This window comes from Gracilibacillus salitolerans (assembly GCF_009650095.1).
Lineage (GTDB): Bacteria > Bacillota > Bacilli > Bacillales > Amphibacillaceae > Gracilibacillus > Gracilibacillus salitolerans.
The window spans coordinates 4,402,818-4,425,751 of record NZ_CP045915.1; the positions used below are offsets into that span (position 1 = coordinate 4,402,818).

Here is a 22,934-nt window from a genome sequence, read left to right on the forward strand (position 1 = left end):
TAAACAACCCTCTTTTTATAATACTTTAATGATCTTGTGCTCATTTTTGTTATAGTGATATAACATATATAGCACGGCGATAATGGATACTATCGTTAACACGAACAAGCCTAAAAATTGTGGTGTCTGCTGTTCCATTAGTATGGCTCGATAAGCATTTAATAAAATGGCTACAGGATTCAAATCCAAAATTAAATGAAACTGTTCTGGTAAATTACTTTCCTTTAGTCTACTGCCTTCCCAAATAATCGGTGAAGAATAAAAGAATAAGCGCAGCACATGTGATAACACATTATCAATGTCTCGTACAAATACTGTGATGTATGATACAAATAAACTTAATGCTCCTAAGAAAATAAGCGTAATTAGGATAATGACAGGTAAAAAAATAATTTGCCATCCTGGAACATATCCAAACGCAGCCAAGAATATAGCTATAACAATTAAACCAAAACAAAAATTAAACAATTGTGTAATGGATAAAGATAGTGGGAATATCGCTTTAGGTAAATAAACTTGATTGATAATAGATGTATACTTCGTAATAGATTTCGCGGAAGAATTAACTGTAGTATTAATCCAACGCCACACCACTAAACCAATCACTAAATAAACCGGATATCCTGGTCCGCCTCGTCCTAAAAGAACAACAACAAGGAAATAATAGACGATGACGTTTAATAATGGATCTAATAACCACCAAAAGTATCCTAAGTAACTATTTCGATTTTCTGCTTTTAAACCTGATTTCACAAGATATATAAGTAAATCTTTTCTTTTTAATATTTCCGATATATAATTCAACATTTGCTCTTAGACACCACCAATTCTTACCTCATATAATTTAAATATGCCTTCACCTTTAAAAATACATAATGTGCAAAATACCATAAGCTTTTTAAAAGGCCCAGCTGCTCGACTTGCCTGTAAACGATCCAATTTTGTTTCGCCATTCTGATTTTGTTACTTGAAATCGAATTACTTCTCACACGATACGCTGCCAGTACTTCATGTAAACCATAAGCTGTATAACCACGTCTTGTTAAATTAAGCCACAATGCGTAATCCTGTCGTGAACGAATGTTAGCCATGCGAATCTCAGGTATCTTCTCTCGATCCAGCATAACGGTTAAGCATCCTATCAGACAGCTTTTCAACAGTTGTTTATATGTTGTATTTTCTGGCATTGTCACTTCTTTTTCTATCGTCTGACCTTCATCATTGATCTGGACTCGTTTATATCCTGTATAAGTAAAAGCATAATCATGCTCTTGCATAAAAGCTAATTGTCTTTCCAACTTTTTCGGCAACCATTTGTCATCACTATCCAAAAAAGCAATATATCTGCCTTGTGCATGTTCCATTGCTGTATTTCTAGCGACAGCTGCTCCTTGGTTTCTTTCAAGGGCAATCAGTCGTATTCTATCGTCTTCTTTCTGATATTCTTCAATGATCGAGATTGTTTGATCGGTTGAACCATCATCAACTATTACCATTTCCCAATTTGGATAGGTTTGCTGTCGGACCGACTCTATCGTCTCTCGTATATACGTTTCTGAATTATAGGTTGGTGTAATTACAGAAACAAGATTGAGATCTTTTATTTCATTCATATTTTCCATCCTATTTATTTAATAATTGCTCATACCATGCCATGAGCTTGCTCTCCTGGGATTTCCAGCTTAACTCTTGTAAAACTGCCTTTCTACCATTATAACCCATCGCCTCTGCTTCTATTGGATTATTCTTTAAGTATTCTACTGCATCCAGCCATTCTTGCGTATTATCCGGGTTAACGGTGATTCCGCACTGGTGTTGATCGATAAATGCTTGCCATCTTGAAAAATTCGAGCAAATAATCGGTAACCCTGCACTCATATATTCAAAAAACTTCGTTAATTCTTTCTTCAAGTAATGATCGGTCGCTGGAAAAATTGCTAAACCAGCAATCCAATTTTCATTTGAATAATAATGATCAATCTCTTCTCGTTCAACAAAACGGTCAATCCCGTCAAAATGGAGGTAGTCTCGCTTATCACCAGCATGTACTTTCATTTGTTCTGCTAAGTCACTCGAGCATTTCCCAACTAAATAAACATGCTTGTCCATTATTTGCGGTATTTCAGCATGGTAAAACGCGCCTCTTTCCACCGATACATTTCCAGTGTACAACAACTTGTCGCTCACCTTACTTCGATCGATCTCTTGGTTGATTAATTTCTCATTCAAGATCGGATAATTGAGGATGCATGTTCCACGTTGATAACGCTCGAAGTAATATTTTTCTGCAAGACAAAGCGCCATTTTCTTTATTAATAAGCGTTCAATACCATTGTATAATTTACCAATGATTCGCTTGATTGGCTTTGGAAAGTATTCTTTTTGCATAATACTTGTATAGTAATCCTCATGTACATCATAGATGACTGTGTTATTTTTCTTTTTTAACAGCCAACCGATAAAGATTAATTCCGGATCATGAAAATGGTAGATGTCCGCCTTCACCTTTTTTGCTTTTTTATAGGCTTGGATTGGCCCAAAGAGCATTCGTTTCCATCGATTAGCATATTTCTTGAGTGGAATGATTTCTACCTTATTTTGCTCGTCCTGACTATCATTCTGTTCATCGATTGGTGCCATTAACGTTACATCATATCCTGCCTTTTTCAAGGACACACATTCCTTATGATAAATTCTCGTATCATAGGGATGATGTACAGTCGTCATATGGACAATTTTACTTGATTGAGACAAATAGATAAACCTCCACTTCTATAAAGAAAAACTTGGCTTATCGCCCAATTTCTGGCGATACCTTCGTTTTACTTATACTTTGTACATTCAAAATTCTCGCTACCTCGAATTACTAATCTACTAAAATTTATACTTTCCTAACGTGCATCGAAAGACTGGATATAAACAACCATTAATTATAACACATCAAGGAAGGTTTGTTCATATTGTCTGACGATCTTGTTTGAGTTGAAGAATGTAGCACGCTCGTATCCTTTTTCTGTGATCTCGTCCAGTTTTTCTGGCGTTACTTGTAAAACAGACAGCATATTCTCCGCAAGCTGCTTTCCATCTCCTACAGGACTTAATAACCCATATTTGCCATTATCCAAGACCTCTGATGGACCTGATCGGCAGTTGGTCGATACAACAGCGGTTTTGGTTGCTAATGCTTCTGCAATAACATGACTAAATCCTTCATGCTTGGATGACAAGACGAATAAGTCTGCATGGCGGAAATAGACATATGGATTTTGTTGAAAACCGAGAAAATGAACACGCTCTTCTATGTTTAATTCGTTTGATAGCTGTTTTAATTCATCATACAAATAACCTTCTCCAAGCATTACCAACTGACTAGCGCACTGTTCGTTAACCATTGCAAAAGCACGAAGCATCGTGTGATGATCCTTTTGAGGGACTAATCGTCCAGCGGTAATGATAATCTTGTCATCTGTATCAAATAGTGACTGATGGTCAAAATCTTCTTCTTGATTAGCTAAATTCGTAATATCGGCCAAATCGACCGGGTTATAGATTACTTCAATCGATTTTCTTGGTACTTTATATCGTTCGACTAGATTGTCTTTTACCCCTTCGGAAAGTGAGATAATTTGGTTAGCCAATCGGTAGATAAGTCCAAATCCTAATAACTGTAGATTCTCTTTAAACGTACCACCTAGATTATCCGCTTCTCTAATGACATTTTTAGCTTTTGTGAAAGAAGCTAGTTTTGCCAGAATCGCAATCGTGTTAACTCTTGGGATCGTACTAAATACAATATCTACTTTTTGATCACGAATAATCTTTGCTAATTTAAAAATGGATCTGCTCAAACGTTTCGTGTCCAATTTAATAAAGGTTACATCATCTTTTAGTGCATGCTCATATGACCCATCATAGTTTAACGTTACTAAGATGGGGGAAAATTTATTTCTATCTAAGTTATTGATAATGTTTAATAAGGTTCTGGCAGCTCCGCCGGCCCCCATTTGATAAATAAAGAACACGATGTTTACTTTTTTCATCTGTTTTCTTTCCTCCTGCTTACGATCAGGCTGCTTATATCTGTTCGATAAAAATGTATGTTTATGACTGTGCTGGGCCCAAAAACTGTTTTCTGCAAAATTTTACATTTTTATCACATATCTTTCTATTTTATACGATAATGGATAGAAACGAAAGAGTTATTAGCGAAATGTAACATAACCGAAATGCAACTGATATACCCATTAGCTCTTCTGGCCGATTAGACATTTTCTAATTGATGTAAGTTGGTGATTTTTGGAATGTTCTGCGTTAAGCTTTTGTAAATTCGGCGGACATATAATCACTTATTTGACAACTTTGGCTAGAAATCAGCTCTATTATGGATGAATAACGGAACATATGTCCTCGAATATCAAAAAAACAGCATTTTTGTTACAAATAGAGGAACGAATGTCCGCCCGCCTATCTGACTTATTATTTACCAAAATGCATTGATATCAGGAATTTTATACACTCTTTTCTTTTAACTAAAACAGCCTGGTGATGTTCACCAGGCTGTCCATTTACGCTTCTTTTTCTTTCTCTTTCTTATTCTTTCTCGTAAACCAACCTTTCATACGCTCGGATAGGTTATCAAAGTACGTATAAACGACTGGAATTAATACTAATGTAAAGATACTGGATGTCAATAAACCGAAAATTACGGTAATTGCCATTGGCTGTTGCATTTCTGCACCTTCGCCATATCCTAAGGCTAATGGGACCATTGCTAGGATCGTCGTTAAGGTTGTCATTAAAATAGGACGTAACCTTGTTTTTCCGGCTTCGACAATGGCTTCGTGTCGATCCATTCCACGATTTCTGAGAATATTAATATAATCGACAAGCACGATCGCATTGTTGACCACTATCCCGGCGAGCATAATCACCCCGATAAAGGCTGTGATCGATAATGGCTGACCAGTAATAAATAGACCACCAAACACCCCTACTGCTGTTGCAGGCATGGAGAACATAATAATTAACGGGTGCAGGAAGTTTTCAAACTGGATAGCCATAACGGCGTACACTAGGAAAATCGATAATACTAACGCCAGACCTAAGTCAACGAAGGCTTCAGCCATATCTTCTGCCTGACCACCGATAGAATAGTCATAATCGTCAGGAAAGCCAATGGAATCTAATGCATTTTCCACATTTTGCGATACCGTACCTAAATCACTTCCAACAATACCGGATGTAATATTAACCTGGCGTTGTTGGTTTTGACGTGAGATTGTTGCGGCACTTTGCTCTTGTTCGAAATCAGCTATCGCCTGCAAAGGAATTGTTGTTCCTTGCTGGTTTTGAATTAGTAAATTTTCTAAATCATTAATTGTTGAACGCTGATCTTCCGGATATATTAATTTTACATTCATTTCTTCTCCGGCTTCACGATACTGCATAATCGTTTGACCGGTAAATCCAAGTTGGATCTGACTCATCACTTCCTGATAGCTTAAACCGTATTGCGCTGCCAAGTCACGATCGACTTGAACCGCCATTTCCGGCTGTGTATCAGATAAAGATGATGTTGGATTGTAAACACCTTCCACATCTTCTAACACCATCAGTACTTGATCTGAAAGTTCCTGTAATACTTCGGTTTCTGGACCTGAAATTTGAATTTGGATCGGATCTCCTAAACCAGCACCAGAACTTGCCTCACTAACGGTAATTTCCGCTCCGGCAATATCTTGTAACTCTTCGTCTAATTGTTGAGCAACTGATGCCGTTGTTTGATCTCGTTCATCCGCTGGTAATAATTGAATTTGATAAGAGGCATCCGAACCTCCTGTCATCATTGCGTCTTCCGGATTGCCACCACCGACAGTTACATAGCTGACATCAATAACTTCATCGTATTCTGCCAGCTTTTCATTTACTTGTTCGGTGATTGCAAGTCGTTTCTCTTCATTTGTACCTGTTGGAGTTTCCACTGTGATACCTAACTGACCTTGATCACCTTCCGGAATAAAGGCAGTACCGATAAACGGAATTAAAGAAACACTTGCGATGATTGCGGCAATCGTAATCGCAATCGTTGTTTTCCGTAGTTTCAAGGCTTTTTCAATCACTCGTTGATAGCCATTAATTACTTTCTGTAAGAAACGATCGAACCAGTAACGGCGACCGTTATTCTGCATCGCTTTTGTTAAAAGTTTGGATGATAACATCGGGATTAATGTGACTGAAACTGCGAGTGATGCAATTAATGCAAAAGAAACGGTTAATGCTAATGGTGTAAATAATTCCGACGCCATCCCTTCAACAAAAACAATTGGCAGAAATACTACTAATGTTGTCGTCGTTGACGCAATTACAGCTGGTGCAAGCTCTGATGCACCCTTGATTGCTGCTTCTTTGATGTTATAGCCTTTTTGCCTGTAAGAGACAATATTTTCGAGTATAACAATTGAACTGTCGACCATCATCCCGATACCGAGCGCGAGACCACCCATTGTTAGTACGTTCAACGTCTCACCGGTGAAATACAACAGTACAAACGTTGAAACAATTGCAATAGGGATCGATACCCCGATAACAAGTGTCGCTCTTACACTTTTCAGGAATAACAGCAATACTAATAAGGCGAAAATTCCACCAAAAATCATATTCTGAATAACAGAATTAATCGATTGTTTAATAAAATCTGACGTATCTACTACTACATCAAGACTGACACCTTCCGGCAGATCTTCATTTAAGTCATCCATAGCAGCTAATACATTATCCGATACTTCCACAGTATTTCCGTCTGATTGTTTTAAAATACTTAATACAACGGCTGTTTCATTGTTTACAAGTGTTGTCCCATTTTTTTGTAAGGTATCCTTGACCTCCGCTACATCTTCGATAGTAATTTGTGCACCTTGTGGTGTTTGTATAATAGAATGGGCAATATCATCTACCGATTCAAATGTACCATCCACACGCAGTTGTAAATCTTGATCTCCTTGTTGAATGGCGCCTGCTGATCCGGACTGATTAGCTCCTTGTAACGCTTGTTGGATCGATTGCGTCGAAACACCATATTGCATCATGGCTGACCGATTTAACTCTAATTCAATTATTCTTTCTTCGCCACCCTCAACACTGACAGAAGCCACACCGCTTTGTCGCTCAAAATACGGTTGAATGGTATCCTCTGCTACCGTTTGTAAGGTGGTGGTATCACTACCTGTTAAGCCTACCCACATAATTGGCATTTGATTTGGGTTAAAGCGCAGAACACTCGGGTCATTGGCACCATCCGGCAGCATCGCTTTGACCTGGTCTACACTTTCCCTGACCTCGAGCAAGGCATTATCGAGGTTGGTTCCATTTTCGAACATAATAATCACAAGGGAAGATCCTGTTTGCGATTGGGATTGAATCGTGTTCACCCCTTCAATCGAGCTAAGACCGCCCTCAATTGGTTCTGACACTAGTTTTTCGACCTCTTGAGGTGCTGCATCTGGATAGCTGGTCGCAACCACTGCAATTGGTAAATCAATTTCTGGGAAAAGATCTATCGCTAAATTTCGAACTGATATAACACCCATTGCAATAATAGCGAGGACAATCATGATGACCCCGACTGGCCGTTTAACTGATGTATTGACTAGTTTCATGATTAATCCTCCTCTACTACACTAATTTTGCTGCCATCTACAAGTGTCAATTGCCCACTTGTAATGATTTGATCTCCTTCGTTAAGCTCAGCTTGAATAGCTGTTACCTCTGATTGTGTCGCCTGAACAGTAACTTCTATCTTTTTTGCTGTATCTTCTTCCACAACGTACACATATGTTTCATCATTTTCTTCGACTAATGCCGCCGTTGGGATTAACAGTGAATCTTCAATTACCGTATCTTCTAAAACAACGGTAGCGATAACTCCTGCTTTGTAATGTGTTGTTTCATTATCGAATGAAAGATCGATTGGGAATAGTCCCGCTTCATTGGCGGAGTCTGCTACATATTCAATCTCTGCTTCGTGTGTTTCTTCCTCTGCGCTTTGTAATAGAAGAGTTACTTCTTTCCCTTTTTCAAATAAGTCTAGTTGTACGTCAGGTACTTGTAATTGCACGGTTAACTGCTCCAAATCTATGACCATTGCTAATGGATCCTGATTGGAAACCATGGAGCCTTCTTTTGCTTCCATTTGAGAGATAGTCCCTGTTGCTGGTGCTTCTACTTTGATGCTCCCTTGTGGACTGGAAATCGTCGCAATTTCATCATCTTCTTCTACTTTGTCTCCATTTTCCACTTCTAGTTCATCGATTTCACCTGCTACCGAAGGAATTACCGGAGATGTTTGATTTGGCATTGTACGACCATAGAAGGTACGTTCCATGACAAGATCTCCTGTCGTAACTTCTCCTGTTTCTACTGGTGTGACGCGTTCTACTTGGTCTTCTTCTTCCTCGCTGTTTTCCGAACACGCAACTAATGTGATGATCACAATCATTAGTAATAATAATAAACGCTTCATCTTCTTGTCCCCTCTCGATTTTTTTATAGATATGTTTTTAGCGTTTGAACGGTTGATTTAATAGTTGTATAAGTTTCTAAATGCTCGATCATACTTTGAATAATAATGTCTTTTGGTTCTTGTTTTTGCCATTCTTCTTCGAGCACATGTAATGCTTCTGTTATCTTTTCTCTTTCACCTCTTTCCATTTCTGTGATTTGATTTTTTATTTGCTTGATAACGGCTTGAATTGTCTGGTCATTTCTTTGTTTGAACCGGTGTAAATCCTGATATTGAAAAAACGGAGGTGCAGACGCTGTTAAAATCGATCGCACCAGGACATCTATATTTTTTGTGATGTAAGCAGCTAGTTGACCAGGATCGAATGTAAGATCATGAATGGCAATCCATTTGAAATACCCACTTATCATCCCATCTATTTGGATAATGATGTCCACCAAATAGCACTTCACTTCTTCACCGTAAATATTGATTATCCGGTCTTCCATCCAATCATAAGACTGTTTATGTAGGTTAAAAATCAAATCATCCATCCTTTCACCAAGGTGGATATTGTCACGGAAATGCATCATGAGATATTCCCTGTGTTCTTTAAACAATCGAAGAAATGCTTCAATCTGTTTGGTGAATTGATCAAAAGGATTACTTGTATCGTGTTGAATTTTATTTATCTTTTGTAGTACTGTTTCTGAATAATATTTAAAAATCTCCACGAGCAAATCATCTTTTGATTCAAAATGTAAGTAGAATGCTCCTTTAGAAACATCACTTCGATCAGCAATTTCCTGAATAGAAGTAGAGTGAAATCCCTTTTCCGAGAAGAGTTTTAAACTCACTTCTATCATCCGCTTCTTTTTAATGTCCATATCTCGGCAGCGCCTCACTTTCTCTAATACGGTTTACGCATCATTAATGTTTCACTTTTTTGCATGTTATGAATGACTGGTCAGTCAGAAATATACTATACCAGTAATATCCTAGAATTTCAATGAAAATGGGGCAGAAGATCAAGGGGAAACGTCCGAAAATGCGATCGATGGATTAAAACCTTAAATAAACCCTGCTTCGTATTGAAACAGGGTTTTAACTTTCCATGTTAGGTTTTCAGACGAGCCATTATTCTTGTGGATTATCTTCGTCTTTCATCGGTCCTTCACCATTCTCAATGGCATCTTCCATATTTTCTTCTGCTTCGTCTAAGTTTTCTTCCGCATTTTCACCAATATCTTCGCCTGTTCCACCATCAGTGCCACCATTACCTTCGTTTCCACCATCTGGAGCCTCATCGGTTGGAGCTTGCTCATCTTGTTGTGGTTGCTCTTCTTCCAGTGGTGGCTCTTCTTCTTCATTTTGTGCACAACCAGCTAACAGAGCTAGCGATAATAACAAAGCTGAAAGATACTTAACGTATTTTAATTCCATGTGATATCCTCCTTTTAAGTCGTGTTCAATGCTAGGTTAACCAAATAATCTACAAAATATGCCATAATTTTAATTAATATTTTTGTTGAATGTGAATTTTTAACAACAAGGAGGTTAATTTAGTGTGGAAATTAAAAAAAGAGAAGCTCAACAAAGCTTCCCTTTCACTTATTTTACTGCAAATGTAATTTCCGCTTCGCAAGCTAATTCTCCGTCTACAGTTGCAACGGCTTTTCCTTTGCCAATTGGTCCTTTAATACGGATAATCTCGACTTCAAGAAGGAGTTGATCTCCTGGTTTTACCTGACGTTTAAAACGGCATTTGTCAATCCCCGCAAGGAAACCGATTTTTCCTTTGTTTTCTTCTTTACTCAAAATCGCAACCGCACCGACCTGTGCTAGAGCTTCCACAATTAATACACCTGGCATAACAGGATAGTCTGGGAAATGCCCTTGAAAAAATGGTTCATTAATCGTTACATTCTTTTTCCCGACAATTCGTTTGTCATCTTGTTCTGTGATCGCGTCCACTAATAGAAATGGATAACGATGTGGAATCGTTTCTTTGATTTGTTCAATATCCATATGTATAACTCCTTTCCTCATTCCATTAAAGTATATCAAAAAGCATGAAAAAAAGCATAGCTTGAGAAAGAAGCCGTCTATCCCTTTAATGGAATCTAAATATAATTGGTGCTACTACAATTCCTCTATAATGCTTCTTTCTCTTTGATAAGTCTTCTGCCTAGCATACCAATAAAAAAACACGTGAATTCGATGGAGAAATCACGTGTGTAATCAAATGTGTGTTTAATTATTCACAGCCTCATAAACGAACACATTGAGTGATAAGCTGTGTTAGTCTTCTTTAACATAATCAATAATATGTTGCCAGGTTTCCCATTTCAAGACGTCTAATGGGCTGCCATCGCCAAGTATGCTAAAACCTATAATGAGACCGATCATTAAAGCAAATAAACTTAACAAGACAACAATCATAACTTTTGCCCAAATGGGAATGAGACGGCGGACATATTTTCTCTCTTCTTGTTTTTGTTTCTTCCTGTCCGCTCTTTTTTCCTTATTGGTCTTTGTTTGAGCTTGTTTTTTTTCATTTACTTTTTTTGTATTGTTACTTTTTGTTTCCTGTGACATAGGGGATGACTCCTTATTAAAAACTACACTATCTCAACTGATTAATTAGACCTTTCATTTGGTCATGCATTGAGATTGTTCGTGCATTAAATTGATATGCTCGCTGCGTTTCAATCATTTCTGTCGTTTGTTTTGCCAAGTCTACATTGGAAGCTTCTAACGAACCACTTTCCATGCTTACATCTGCTAATTCAACCCCATTGATGATTTCTTCAAAAGGATAATTTTCAAGCGATTGTTCAGATAAACGGAATAAACTGTTACCAGCAGCCTCTAACAATCGCGGGCGTACGGCTTCAACAATTTCTAATTGTCCTTCTACAGCTTGCACACCATTACGCGTTACATTAATCGTACCATTTCTCTCAATTTTCAGGTCTTCCATATCATCATCTAACACAATCGGTGCTCCACCAGCTCCAAGGACAGGATGCCCATCAGAATTAACAAGCATCACCTGTTCATCCTCTAACGGTGTCAAATAAAAATTCCCTGCTCTTGTATAACGGACTTCCTCTTCACCATTTTCATTGACTGCTACCTGAAAAAGGTGGTTGTCTTCTAATAAAGCGACATCAAGGTTTCGATCCGTTTCCTGTAACGATCCTTGTGAAAAATTAAAATTAGTATGACCAAGTTTTGCCCCTGTCCCAACACGCAATCCGTCCGGTGTTAATCGACCTTCTGGATTTGTAGGGTCCGGCTCGGTATTGATTTGCTGTGACAGCAAGGAAGAGAAAGTCGCGTCACGATTCTTATAACCTGCTGTATTGACATTCGCAATATTATTTCCGATATTATCTAATCGTTTTTGTAATTGGCCCATCGTTACGGCAGCTTGGAAGGTCATTCTTGTCATTTGCTTCTACCCCTTTTATCATCCGAGTCGCGCAATTTCATTAACAGCTTTGTCTAAACTGCGATCGTATTGTTGGACTACTTTTTGATTTGCTTCAAAACTTCGGTACGCTTGCATCATATCTGTCATCGTTTGTGCTTCGTCCACATTAGCGTTTTCTAAATGGTTTTGCTGGATATTAAATTGCAATCCAGCTACACCTCTGGCATCAGCTAATGCTGCACCATCTTCTGCAAGTTCAAATAAGTCTTGTCCGTTCTTTACTAAATCGTTCGAATTTGCACTATAAGAAATCCCCAGTGGAACCTCTTCTCCGTCTAACTGTACCATTCCTTCTGGTGTCACCGTAAATGCTAAGTTATCCGTATTAATCGTGTTCCCTGTATCATCTAAGACATAATAGCCATTATTAGTTGTTAAATTCCCTTCACCATCAACAGTGAAATTGCCGTTTCTTGTATAACGAACATCCCCTTCACCATTTTGCACGGTAAAAAAGATAGAACCTTCCTCATCCGGTGTTTCACCTTGAACTAACGCCATATCTGTTGAAACACCTGTTTCCCTAAGGCTTCCCTGTATGAAATCCGGGATTGTTTCATGTACATATACCCCCGTGTTAATAGCACCGATTTCGGTCATTGATGGTACGGTGGTACCCTGCGAATTTGGAATATCACGGTTTTCCATACGCTGAATTAACAATTCCGGGAATGCTCTTAGTGGTGTTTGATCTTGTTTATATCCAGGTGTCTGTGCATTCGTCATATTATTGGACAACACTTCTTGTCTACGTTGTTGTGCCATCATTCCATTTGTAGCCGTGTAAAAACCTCTAAGCATGAGTCGAACTCCTCTCCAAGTGACGCAAAGGTTGTTTATGTATTAAGATAGTATTCGGGAAGTACGAAACTTTTCTTATGTATTAAACAATCGACCGTTCTAATTTATCGATGTTATCCAACATAATGCCTGTACCTTTTGCCACACAATTCATTGGTTCTTCTGCTAATAGAACTGGTACTTTCAATTCTTCTGCCAGTAATTGATCTAATCCATTCAACAGCGCACCGCCACCTGTTAGAATAACACCTCTGTCGATAATATCTGCGGATAATTCTGGTGGAGTTTTTTCTAAAACGGTCTTCGCTGATTGGACAATTAATGCGATCGATTCTCTGAGAGCTTCTTCCACTTCGTCCGAACGGATTGTGATTGTTCTTGGTAAACCAGTTACCATATCACGTCCGCGGATATCGATTTCTTCGTTGCGAGCACCTTGAAAAACTGTCGCCACGTTAACTTTAATATCTTCTGCAGTTCTTTCACCGATTAATAATTTATATTTACGCTTTACATGTTGAAGAATTTCACCATCGAATTTGTCCCCGGCCATTTTAATCGATTGTGCTGTTACGATATCTCCCATAGACAAGACAGCGATATCTGTTGTTCCACCACCGATATCAACGACCATATTTCCACTCGGTTGGAAAATATCCATCCCTGCACCAATTGCTGCTACTTTTGGTTCTTCTTCTAAGTAGACTTTTTTACCGCCAGATTTTTCCGCCGCTTCTTTAATCGCTTTTTGTTCTACCTTCGTAATGTTAGTTGGGCAACAAATTAGCATTCTTGGTTTCGATAAAAATCCTTTGACATTAATTTTATTAATAAAATATTTAAGCATCGATTCTGTGACATCGAAATCTGCGATGACTCCATCCTTTAGTGGACGAATTGCTTCGATATTACCTGGTGTACGCCCAACCATACGTCGTGCTTCTTCACCAACTTCTAACACTTTTCCCGTATTGCGGTCCATCGCAACAACGGACGGTTCATCCAGTACAATACCTTTTCCTTTTACATGAATAAGTACATTCGCAGTTCCTAAATCTATTCCAATATCTCTTGAAAACATGTACGGTTATCCTCCCTATTTCATTACCTTACTTGAGTTTTATGTCGATCAATTTATGATGTTTATATCGTCTGCTAGTAGATGTCGTTTCTCCATTATGGTACATAATACCTCTAATTATATATAATATCATAAAATGATGGATATCGTTATATCTTTCCATAAAAAATGTCGTTTATTTTATTATTTTTATTGAATTTGACGAAATATACATAATAGTAAGGAGTATCTGTTATTAGTATGGTTGTTCACATGAAGGTATATGTATGAATTAGAGAGGATATCATTGAGTTATTTTGTTAATAATTCTTCTGTTTCGAGTGGTTCTTTATTACCATGAAGTTGATATTTCATTTTGGTTGCTTCTCCACCCCGTAGGTGTCGAATTGCTTTATGGTGGCTTAATACGTCTTTGACTTCATTAGCTAGTTCGGGATGTATTTCTGGTAAGCGCTCTGTTAGGTCTTTGTGTACTGTACTTTTTGAAACTCCAAATTCCTTGGCGATAACTCGAACCGTTTTCTTCGTTTCGACAATGTACCTTCCAATCCTTAATGTTCTCTCTTTGATGTAGTCATGCACATCACTCGCCTCCCAAAAGTTGTCAGTCTAAGGTGTGAACAGAGACAAGTACTACCATATAAAATTATCCACAATACCTAAAATAACTGCATCCTCACCTTAGACAAATAAAACATAATTTGTACCATCATATTAAACAGCACATCCCAATATGACTGTAAATTTTGGGTCTGCACGCAAGTGAGTGGCTTTTGAACCGTATCGGATAGAGTTGTCCAGGTCAAGTTGGTTCTGCAATTGGACTGGACTGATATGGGTTTAACACTGCATCAATATCTTGGCGAGATATGACTTTCTCTTCATGTGAAGAGGATTAAAAAAGTGATGACTCTCGTCATCACTTTTTTCAACCAATATCACCGTAATCTGGATCAACCTTTTTTACAAACTTCATAGACTTTTCTCCCACTCCCATATTTTCGTTATATTCCTAAACCTTCGGAAGCCTTAAGTGGCAATCTTGCAAAAAAGTGATCACTCCTTTTCTCCATAAAGTATTGATAAGAATATATGAAAAAATGTTGCTTTCTTGTTGCCAATCCTAAATAATATTGTGTAAATGGAGTTGTAATATCTAGATTTTCTAACATATCCTTCGCCAATTGAAAGTTTCCTTTCGCAATCTCTAGGTGGGCTTGTTCTATTGGATTCTTTGTTGATACCCCATTTATCTTCCCAAAGTGAGCACAAATAAATGGATACGTATGATTCTCAATATGTTCTAATGTTTCCTGATCGTCTAAGCAATTAGCTATGTACTTTGCCTCTTCGATATGATAAACACTAGATTCAAAATCTTCGTATATATAACTGAGTGCCAAGTCTAGGTGGAGTTGTGCTTTTTGTTTAACGTGGTGAGGCATTTGTAACGCTTCATAGGCGTGCTTTCTAGCTAAAATTAACTCATTCCTCTTCCAATAGTAGTTAAATAATAAGATTTGCATTCTAATCTGAAAGAATGTAATAAATAGTGGATTGTCTAGATGACGTAGATGTTTTTGAATTTTGTTCAAATAGTAACCTATTCGTTCATAATTGTAAACTTTTATGTTTATTTCTATATTTAAAAAGTATTTTAAACATCTCAATTCAGGATGATGAATGGAAACCGATTTCGCGAGAGTCCTTATTTTATGAACAGGTTTTCCATTTTCTAAATCTAGCATGAATTGATATAGTAGAGCTAACTCTCGATTTAATTCATTCATACTTTCTTTGTTTACTTCTATAAAATATTGTAATTCTTGATAGCATTGGTTGATATAAAAATATTCTAGAGCTAATCGTTTATCTACGTCAGAGTTGCTTTGATACAGAAAGTCTTTTGTCAGTTCTAACTGTGCAGCTTCGTCGCTATCTATGCTGATCATTGTTAAAAATTGTGGTAGTTGCATTTGCTTTTCAGATTCAAAATATTCGCGCATTGTCCCAATCCTCTTTTTTGTTTGTACCATAACTAATCTCCTTTCACAGTTACTTATTATTTCACATTCAAGAAATTATGCAATAGGTTTTTTGATAGAATCGTTCGTCAAATAGTTGGCGATATCGACAGTTTTTTATTAATTTTCATAGCTTGTGAGTAGAAAATATCAGAATAGCGTTGAAAAATGAAAAATCTCCCTACCTTTTTCACAGGTAAGGAGATTTTGTTTACGCATGTTCCATAGCTCTTGATGATTCAGTTTCATTTTCTGAATTGGCATTGTCTTCTGATTCCGTTGAGCTGTCTTCTGTTGTGTTCTCATCATCCGTTGCGTTTTCTTCTTCCGTTGAGCTATCGTTTTCCTCTGAACTCTCGTCTTCTTTGTCTTCACCTTCTGTAGCAGGTTCCTTATCTTCTTCCTTGTTTTGATCAGGTGCTACAATCTTATTAATTGGTTGATTAATAAAATCCTCTGGGTTGACTGGTTCTCCGTCTTTTCTTACTTCAAAATGAACGTGTACACCATTATCTTGACCAAATGTATTCTGTCCAGCTGTTCCGATGGTTTGCCCTTGCTCTAGCTTATTGCCCTCTTCGGCAAATACTTCGTCTAAACTAGCATAGTATGTGGAAATACCCTGCTCATGCTCCATCTTCACCACATTACCTAGTAATGGATCTTGCTTCACTTCTGTAACTGTTCCAGACAAAGATGCTTTTACATCAAATGCCTGATGGTCAGAAGTAGAGATGGCAATCCCATCACTTTGATAGTATTTGTTTTGGTGTAGAATAAGCGCCTGTTCTTGTTCTTCTGCATCTGCTCCATAATCATAAAATTTGGTCACGATTTCCGCTTGCAAGTCTTCTGAAACTGGCATCTCTAATACTTCCTGTTGTTGCATGACAGTAGTTGCGTCTTCTTCATCTTGTGCTTCTTGATCAGTTGCAAGATCATCTAATTGATTCTCCATGTCCTCAGCTAAGTCTGGTCCTTCATTAATAGCATTTTGGTACCATAGAACCCCTGTTAAAAGTAGAGCAGCTACCGCTAGATATACAGCAGGAAAAAACCATCTTTTCTTGAAGATACGTTTCCAACTATTTTTTGAAACGTTCTTGTTTTCCTCCATTATGCATCACCTCAGCAACCATTGTGATCATAAAGAGGAAGAATTATACATGTTTTTTTTATTTTTTTGCTAAAAGCGTCGGAGTTGCTTGTTCTAGCGTACTTACTTGCACTCCTTGATAATAATGTTCGATGATCTCTTGATATGTTTTTCCGTCTTGCGCCATCCCATTTGCGCCGTATTGACTCATTCCAACACCATGCCCATATCCTTTCGTTGTAAAGACATAATGATCATCTTTGCTAGTAATCGTGAAATCACTTGATGGAAGCTGGAGGTGATCACGAATATCACGTCCAGAGAAGGTCTTTCCACCAATTGTTGCAGTCTCTACCCTTTTACTCTCTGTTCTTGTCAGTTGAAAATCTTCTACCGAGTTTGATAGATCGATATTTAATTTATCTTCCAAGTCAGCTACAGTGAATATTTTTTGGTCAAAAAATTTAGGGGATATTTCTTCATCCCACGGACTTTCAACAGATCGTAAATAAGGCAGTTCACCTTCCCAATAATCTTCGGAGTTTTCCGTATAGCCATTACTTGTCGAAAAAAAGGATGCGGTGATTGGTTCATTACTATACGTAATAATCTGTCCTTGGGTTGCAGCTACTGCTTCTGTGATTTTATCGATTTTCCAATGGTAATCACTACCCCATACTTGTCTTAGTTCATCTGTATTTTTATATACTTGATGTTCGATGGTGTCATACACATCAGCGCCACCAGCAAGTTCTTCTTTATTCTCTTGCATCAGAAATCGAACAATAAAGGTTCTTGCTGCCAATGCCTGTGCTTTTAATGCTTCAATTTCAAAATCTGCAGGCATTTCGGAGGCAACCACATGCGTTACATACTCTTCTAATGGGATCTCTTCCACTTGATTTGTTTCCGTTCTTAATACCTGGACATCAAAAGGAGATTCTAATGAAATGGGCGTTTCCGTTGTTGTATTGCTGCTGACGGTTTCTGATTCTATGGATGCTTGTGTTGATTCATCCCCAGTAAAAGGTATAACAATAAGGGTTGGGATGACAAACATTAATGTAAGTAAAATGGTGATGGTGATGATAGTTGGTAATTTCCAGTTTATTGGTGATTGTTTATTCTGCCACCTGGCCATGGATAACCTCCTCTGTGTTTCTTGTGTTTCTACTCTATCTTATTCATAAGAATAGGAGATTAGAACAAAGAAAAGCTCAAAAACGCTCTATAGAATGTAGGGCTTGGACTAACAACACAGTAAGATAAACATGTGATCATAAGTAGGTGAGAGAAAATTCTAATGGAAGCTAGATTATTCCTAGTAATGAGAAAAGAGGACTAGCTTTCAATGAACTGACCTAGTAATATGAGACAAGAAAGCACCTAGGCTGCCTTTGCCCTGAATTGAACAGGAGAAAGGCAGTTTAATTTTGAAAATGGTCGTATATAGTTGTAATAATACATGTACAATTCCACTTTTTCTAGTACAATGGAATTTGTAAGACGCATCTTTTGATGTGTGTAGAATTCTTCCGACTTTATGGTGGAGTGGAAGGATTCAATGACGGCATTATCAAAGCAATTACCTTTCCGGGACATGCTTGTGATAATGCCTTTTTCTTCAGCTAATTCTTGAAAAGCGTAGGATGTGTATTGAGCCCTTGATCACTATGAAGAATTAATCCCTTTGTTTCACGTCCATTACAAGCTGCTTTCAGTGTTTCTAGCACTAATTCTTCTTCTTGGTTATGACTCACTCGATAAGCGACAATTTCGTTATTATACAAATCCATAATGGTTGATAAATACATCATTGATTCCCCAAAAGGCAAGTAAGTAATATCAGTAACCCACTTTTGATTTGGTCTATCTGCCTTGAAATTTTGTTCCAATAAATTAGGAACGACGCATTTACTTTCACCGGCGATGTTCGATTTTCTCTTTGGTTTTACCCGACATTGGATTTTATATTTTTGCATGATCCTTTGTGCAGTAAGTCTGTTCACAGAAATGTTGTGTTCCTCTTTAAGTAACTTTTTAACCATTCGGTGTCCTACTCTGTAATGTAGGGATTTACAAATATCAATAATAAGTTGTTCTAGTTCTGTTGGCTCCACGACTTTTGAGCCCAACGATAGTAAGTGGACCTAGGAACTCTGATACAATCACAAATCATCGATACAGTATAAACTTCCTTTAACGACTCTACTAGTTCTATAACTATCTCTGGTACCAACTCCTTTCGATTTCCTGGTACTTTTTTAAGATTTCATTTTGGATTTCTAGATGTCTGATTTGCCTTTTTAACTGATCTACTTCGTTTAGTTCTTCAGGCCCTTTTCCAAAGGAATATTGTTTACCGATGGGTTGTGACAACCGATGTTCTTCTCCATCTCGAAACCATTTCATCCATCTTTTAATTTGACTTACGCTACGGATTCCAAACTTTTTCATAATCTGTTTATTTGTATATTTTTTAGACAACTTCATTTCAATGACTCTACGTTTCACTTCTTCAGAATAAACATTTTTCTTTTCCCCCATGAGAAAAGCACCTCCTAAAAGTCGTTAATTTTTATATACGACTCTGGGGGTGCTTTTTCCTCTGTCTCATTTAATTAGGTCTCCTCACAATAAAGCTGTCCTCTTTCTATTATTGTACTTCTACTTGTTGTACTTCAGTTATAATAGTAGTTTCTCCTTGAATTACTCGTTCAATATCTGCTCCTAAGTTAGCAAATTTCTCTGTAATATCCACATATCCTCTGTCGATGTGGTGTAGAGAAGTTACACGAGTGCGTCCTTCAGCTACTAATCCTGCTAAAATTAAGGCTGCTCCGGCACGTAGATCAGTCGCAGCTACTTCTGCCCCTTGAAGGTTAACAGGGCCTTCTACGATGACACTACGCCCTTCTATTTTCAATTTAGCGTTCATTCTGCGGAATTCCTCGACATGCATAAAACGATTTTCAAAAACAGTTTCAGTAATCACTCCAGTACCTGATGCCTGTAACATCAAAGCCATCATTTGTGATTGCATATCTGTCGGAAATCCTGGATGTGGCAATGTTTTGATATCAGTAGACTTTAATCTTCTTGGTCCGATAACACGGATACCATTCTTCTCTTCGATAACTTTAACGCCCATCTCTTCTATTTTGGAAACAAGGGCACGAATATGCTCAATTTCAGCATTTTCTATTAACACATTACCACCTGTAATTGCTGCTGCTACCATAAATGTTCCTGCTTCAATACGGTCTGGAATAATCGTATGCTCTACTCCCTGAAGCTTGTCGACACCTTCAATTTTAATTGTCTCTGTGCCCGCACCTACAACTTTAGCACCCATTTTGTTCAGATAATTAGCTAAGTCTACTATCTCTGGTTCTTTTGCGGCATTTTCGATAATAGTTTTTCCTTTTGCAAGGGCCGCTGCCATCATAATGTTTTCTGTTGCACCAACACTAGGCATATCTAAATAAATCTTTGCCCCTTTTAATCTATCTCTGGTAGAGACTTCGACAAAGCCATTACCAACATGGACTTCTGCCCCCATAGCTTCAAATCCTTTTAGGTGCAGATCAATTGGTCGTGATCCAATTGCACAGCCACCTGGTAATGCTACCTTCGCATGGCCATATCGTGCTAAAAGAGGTCCTAATACAAGGACAGATGCACGCATTTTTCTTACATATTCAAATGGTGCCTCTGTTAATAATGGTTGGGTTGCATCAACTACTACTGTATTCCCTTGATAGTCAACTTCTGCGTTCATATGTGTTAATACTTGATTTATCGTGTGTACATCTGCCAATGCAGGTACTTCGTGTATAATGCTTTTTCCTTCACTTGCGATTATGCTTGCGGCGATGACAGGCAGTACGGCATTCTTTGCTCCTTCAACTCTTACAGTACCATTTAACTGCCTACCACCACGTACGATGATATTTTCCAAGGCTCATTCTCCTCTGTAGACCATATTCATTATTATTAGTATTCATGTATCAGGATAGGTGTTCCTATAGTGATAGTTGTCCGATCTCCTATCCGCTCTCTGACAGCGATTTGCACGTTAATTTCTTCATCATTTTGCTTCAATTTATTTTCCCAATTTGGTGTGAAGCCTGTCCATGTATTAAAATGCGGTTCTTTCACTTCGTCGATTATTGTCATTTTTAGTCTTGATTTTACAAAATCTATAAAACGAACAATATCTATAATACCATCTTCCCACGCTTCAACACAAGAAAAATATTGCGCATCCTCTGTAAATAATTCATTAGTAATTGAATTAACCTTTTCTTTGTATACTTCTAGTACTTCCGGTGTTGTTTTATTCGTTGTTTCTGTCATGTTAATAGTATAAATGACTTGGTACCGGTTTTGTTGTTGATTTGTGCGCACTAATAAGATTGATTCGGTAATACCTTTGTTTTCTTGTCGGTCCGAATCGAATTTTAGACGATTATGTTCTTTATCGTCTTCTTGCATATTTAGGTGATACCCGTTGATTTTAGAAATAAAACTTTGCAAGTCTGAAATTTCTCTTGATTCTTTAATAGTAGTTTGCAATTTTGATAGATTAAGATTTTGTTCTTCCACTATTTCTATCATATCGTCTAATTTATTTTGGCTTTCTATATTTGTTTTTGTCTCTATGAGTAATTGATCTATAAAAAACATCATTCCAACTGTTGCAAGCGATAAAAATAAATACTTCATTTCCCGCACTCCTTTTTTATTAGAAGTATTGGCAGGAAACAAAGTATTCATACTTTATATTATTATTTTATTATGGAAATGTTCGATGAACCTAAAATAGGTAAATTAATTGTTGTGACCATTGTAAGAAGTCTAAGAAAAAATTACTCACGGTAGAACCTATGGCAATAGTGATGAAGATAACTAAAATTCGTGCTTCATACACTTTATTTTTTCTAAATAATTCATCGAAATTAAGTGCTTGAAGAACTTGCCATGTAATTACGATAAAGATGAGGTGTGACAACATCCCGATCAAGCCTTCTTGCGCTAAACTTTGCATCATAATATATCCCTCGCTTACTTGTTTTTTTCTATTCTAACATATCTATCAATGATTCGCCTTTATAGGATATAGTTCGATATTTCCCGGGAAATTTAGATAAAATATTATTATATTGGTGCTGAAGTTATGAAGTTAAACCATTTTATTCCATTTATGAGTTTTGGAGCGGGATTCGATTGGAGTATGGGCAAAGGGACAAGAGGAGATGATAGAAGCGAAAAAGTTGAAGAATCATGACGAAATCGTTTTCTGACCAACTTATGCTTTATCGTAAGGTGAGTGAGGGTGGTGATTGATTGATTGATTGATTGATTGAATGAATGAAATGACTTACTTCAGATTTACTATCAACTTTCGGGGATTTACTATCAACTTGAAAAAGGGCTGCGCTCAACCTGAACGGTTGAGGCAGCCCCTTTTCTTCATTTACTTATTTTCTATGACGTCGATTCGGTTTAACGCACGTTTTAGTGCTAGTTCTGCCCTTCTGAAATCTATTTCATCTTGCTTAGCTTGTAAACGACGTTCTGCTCGTTCTTTCGCTGCACGAGCACGCTCGATATCAATATCGTCAGGTCGCTCTGCTGATTGTGCAAGAATTGTCACTTTATCAGGACGAACCTCAAGGAATCCTCCACTTACAGCAATTCGCTGTGGATTTTCTCCTTTTAAGCGCACTGCACTAATGGACAGTGGTGCAACGAGCGGAATGTGACCTGGCAAGATCCCGAGCTCTCCACTCTCAGCTTTACAGCTAACCATTTCAAATGAATCTTCCAGAACAGGGCCATCCGGAGTAACAACACTTACTGTTAGTGTATTCAACAGAACCCCTCCTTAGGCTGAAATGAAGTGGGAAAGTGGGACAGATCTACTGTCCCCT

21 protein-coding genes and 1 pseudogene are annotated in these 22,934 nt (G+C 37.7%); all 22 read right to left on the bottom strand.

Going from position 1 to position 22,934, the window contains the following annotated elements; translation table 11 throughout:
* Positions 1-15: 15 nt before the first annotated feature.
* The gene (locus GI584_RS20705) at positions 16-807 is read right to left on the bottom strand and encodes an ABC transporter permease (RefSeq protein ID WP_100358993.1); all 792 of its coding nucleotides are present in this window, start codon (positions 805-807) and stop codon (positions 16-18) included.
* A gap of 23 nt (positions 808-830) precedes the next feature.
* Positions 831-1,613 (bottom strand): glycosyltransferase family 2 protein, encoded by a 783-nt coding sequence (locus GI584_RS20710; protein ID WP_153792481.1) that lies wholly within the window; start codon positions 1,611-1,613, stop codon positions 831-833.
* A gap of 10 nt (positions 1,614-1,623) precedes the next feature.
* Entirely contained in the window at positions 1,624-2,754 is a 1,131-nt protein-coding gene (locus tag GI584_RS20715) for a glycosyltransferase (protein ID WP_100358991.1), read from the bottom strand.
* Between the two features lie 176 nt (positions 2,755-2,930).
* Positions 2,931-4,040 (bottom strand): glycosyltransferase, encoded by a 1,110-nt coding sequence (locus tag GI584_RS20720; protein WP_153792482.1) that lies wholly within the window; start codon positions 4,038-4,040, stop codon positions 2,931-2,933.
* 525 nt (positions 4,041-4,565) lie between these two features.
* Complete coding sequence (locus GI584_RS20725) at positions 4,566-7,655, bottom strand: efflux RND transporter permease subunit (protein WP_153792483.1); 3,090 nt, start codon at positions 7,653-7,655, stop codon at positions 4,566-4,568.
* A gap of 2 nt (positions 7,656-7,657) precedes the next feature.
* Positions 7,658-8,518, bottom strand: a complete 861-nt coding sequence (locus GI584_RS20730) for an efflux RND transporter periplasmic adaptor subunit (protein ID WP_153792484.1) — start codon at positions 8,516-8,518, stop codon at positions 7,658-7,660.
* A gap of 23 nt (positions 8,519-8,541) precedes the next feature.
* Positions 8,542-9,384: a TetR/AcrR family transcriptional regulator gene (locus GI584_RS20735; RefSeq protein WP_153792485.1), complete on the bottom strand. Its 843-nt coding sequence runs from the start codon at positions 9,382-9,384 to the stop codon at positions 8,542-8,544.
* 250 nt (positions 9,385-9,634) lie between these two features.
* Positions 9,635-9,940, bottom strand: coding sequence for a hypothetical protein (locus tag GI584_RS20740; protein WP_153792486.1), 306 nt, complete (start codon positions 9,938-9,940; stop codon positions 9,635-9,637).
* A 168-nt stretch (positions 9,941-10,108) separates the two neighbouring features.
* The gene (gene fabZ / locus GI584_RS20745; protein WP_100358985.1) at positions 10,109-10,525 is read right to left on the bottom strand and encodes a 3-hydroxyacyl-ACP dehydratase FabZ; all 417 of its coding nucleotides are present in this window, start codon (positions 10,523-10,525) and stop codon (positions 10,109-10,111) included.
* Positions 10,526-10,798: 273 nt separating this feature from the next.
* The gene (locus GI584_RS20750) at positions 10,799-11,095 is read right to left on the bottom strand and encodes a DNA-directed RNA polymerase subunit beta (RefSeq protein WP_153792487.1); all 297 of its coding nucleotides are present in this window, start codon (positions 11,093-11,095) and stop codon (positions 10,799-10,801) included.
* 28 nt (positions 11,096-11,123) lie between these two features.
* A complete protein-coding gene (locus GI584_RS20755; RefSeq protein WP_153792488.1) occupies positions 11,124-11,954 on the bottom strand; it encodes a flagellar hook-basal body protein in 831 nt (276 codons plus the stop codon).
* Positions 11,955-11,972: 18 nt separating this feature from the next.
* Positions 11,973-12,797 carry a flagellar hook-basal body protein gene (locus GI584_RS20760; protein WP_100358982.1) on the bottom strand — a complete coding sequence of 275 codons (825 nt, stop codon included), beginning with the start codon at positions 12,795-12,797 and terminating at the stop codon, positions 11,973-11,975.
* An 82-nt stretch (positions 12,798-12,879) separates the two neighbouring features.
* A complete protein-coding gene (mreB, locus tag GI584_RS20765; RefSeq protein WP_100358981.1) occupies positions 12,880-13,878 on the bottom strand; it encodes a rod shape-determining protein in 999 nt (332 codons plus the stop codon).
* 291 nt (positions 13,879-14,169) lie between these two features.
* Complete coding sequence (gene spoIIID / locus GI584_RS20770; RefSeq protein ID WP_100358980.1) at positions 14,170-14,460, bottom strand: sporulation transcriptional regulator SpoIIID; 291 nt, start codon at positions 14,458-14,460, stop codon at positions 14,170-14,172.
* Positions 14,461-14,882: 422 nt separating this feature from the next.
* Complete coding sequence (locus GI584_RS20775; protein ID WP_153792489.1) at positions 14,883-15,914, bottom strand: AimR family lysis-lysogeny pheromone receptor; 1,032 nt, start codon at positions 15,912-15,914, stop codon at positions 14,883-14,885.
* A 199-nt stretch (positions 15,915-16,113) separates the two neighbouring features.
* Positions 16,114-17,019: a stage II sporulation protein SpoIIQ gene (locus tag GI584_RS20780; protein ID WP_153792490.1), complete on the bottom strand. Its 906-nt coding sequence runs from the start codon at positions 17,017-17,019 to the stop codon at positions 16,114-16,116.
* Positions 17,020-17,077: 58 nt separating this feature from the next.
* The gene (spoIID, locus tag GI584_RS20785; RefSeq protein ID WP_100358977.1) at positions 17,078-18,139 is read right to left on the bottom strand and encodes a stage II sporulation protein D; all 1,062 of its coding nucleotides are present in this window, start codon (positions 18,137-18,139) and stop codon (positions 17,078-17,080) included.
* Positions 18,140-18,384: 245 nt separating this feature from the next.
* Positions 18,385-19,545: pseudogene (locus GI584_RS20790) on the bottom strand (IS3 family transposase).
* A 109-nt stretch (positions 19,546-19,654) separates the two neighbouring features.
* Positions 19,655-20,959, bottom strand: a complete 1,305-nt coding sequence (gene murA / locus GI584_RS20795; protein ID WP_100358976.1) for a UDP-N-acetylglucosamine 1-carboxyvinyltransferase — start codon at positions 20,957-20,959, stop codon at positions 19,655-19,657.
* 35 nt (positions 20,960-20,994) lie between these two features.
* A complete protein-coding gene (locus GI584_RS20800; RefSeq protein WP_194842065.1) occupies positions 20,995-21,726 on the bottom strand; it encodes a YwmB family TATA-box binding protein in 732 nt (243 codons plus the stop codon).
* 91 nt (positions 21,727-21,817) lie between these two features.
* A complete protein-coding gene (locus tag GI584_RS20805) occupies positions 21,818-22,051 on the bottom strand; it encodes a DUF1146 family protein (RefSeq protein WP_100358974.1) in 234 nt (77 codons plus the stop codon).
* Positions 22,052-22,477: 426 nt separating this feature from the next.
* Complete coding sequence (locus tag GI584_RS20810) at positions 22,478-22,876, bottom strand: F0F1 ATP synthase subunit epsilon (protein ID WP_100358973.1); 399 nt, start codon at positions 22,874-22,876, stop codon at positions 22,478-22,480.
* Positions 22,877-22,934 lie beyond the last annotated feature (58 nt).

Bases quoted from the DNA above. Each gene is read 5' to 3' on its own strand.
- GI584_RS20705 (WP_100358993.1), bottom strand. From the start codon at position 807: ATGTTGAATTATATATCGGAAATATTAAAAAGAAAAGATTTACTTATA.
- GI584_RS20710 (WP_153792481.1), bottom strand. From the start codon at position 1,613: ATGAATGAAATAAAAGATCTCAATCTTGTTTCTGTAATTACACCAACC.
- GI584_RS20720 (WP_153792482.1), bottom strand. From the start codon at position 4,040: ATGAAAAAAGTAAACATCGTGTTCTTTATTTATCAAATGGGGGCCGGC.
- GI584_RS20725 (WP_153792483.1), bottom strand. From the start codon at position 7,655: ATGAAACTAGTCAATACATCAGTTAAACGGCCAGTCGGGGTCATCATG.
- GI584_RS20730 (WP_153792484.1), bottom strand. From the start codon at position 8,518: ATGAAGCGTTTATTATTATTACTAATGATTGTGATCATCACATTAGTT.
- GI584_RS20735 (WP_153792485.1), bottom strand. From the start codon at position 9,384: ATGGACATTAAAAAGAAGCGGATGATAGAAGTGAGTTTAAAACTCTTC.
- GI584_RS20740 (WP_153792486.1), bottom strand. From the start codon at position 9,940: ATGGAATTAAAATACGTTAAGTATCTTTCAGCTTTGTTATTATCGCTA.
- fabZ (WP_100358985.1), bottom strand. From the start codon at position 10,525: ATGGATATTGAACAAATCAAAGAAACGATTCCACATCGTTATCCATTT.
- GI584_RS20750 (WP_153792487.1), bottom strand. From the start codon at position 11,095: ATGTCACAGGAAACAAAAAGTAACAATACAAAAAAAGTAAATGAAAAA.
- GI584_RS20755 (WP_153792488.1), bottom strand. From the start codon at position 11,954: ATGACAAGAATGACCTTCCAAGCTGCCGTAACGATGGGCCAATTACAA.
- GI584_RS20760 (WP_100358982.1), bottom strand. From the start codon at position 12,797: ATGCTTAGAGGTTTTTACACGGCTACAAATGGAATGATGGCACAACAA.
- mreB (WP_100358981.1), bottom strand. From the start codon at position 13,878: ATGTTTTCAAGAGATATTGGAATAGATTTAGGAACTGCGAATGTACTT.
- GI584_RS20775 (WP_153792489.1), bottom strand. From the start codon at position 15,914: ATGGTACAAACAAAAAAGAGGATTGGGACAATGCGCGAATATTTTGAA.
- GI584_RS20780 (WP_153792490.1), bottom strand. From the start codon at position 17,019: ATGGAGGAAAACAAGAACGTTTCAAAAAATAGTTGGAAACGTATCTTC.
- spoIID (WP_100358977.1), bottom strand. From the start codon at position 18,139: ATGGCCAGGTGGCAGAATAAACAATCACCAATAAACTGGAAATTACCA.
- GI584_RS20800 (WP_194842065.1), bottom strand. From the start codon at position 21,726: ATGAAGTATTTATTTTTATCGCTTGCAACAGTTGGAATGATGTTTTTT.
- GI584_RS20805 (WP_100358974.1), bottom strand. From the start codon at position 22,051: ATGATGCAAAGTTTAGCGCAAGAAGGCTTGATCGGGATGTTGTCACAC.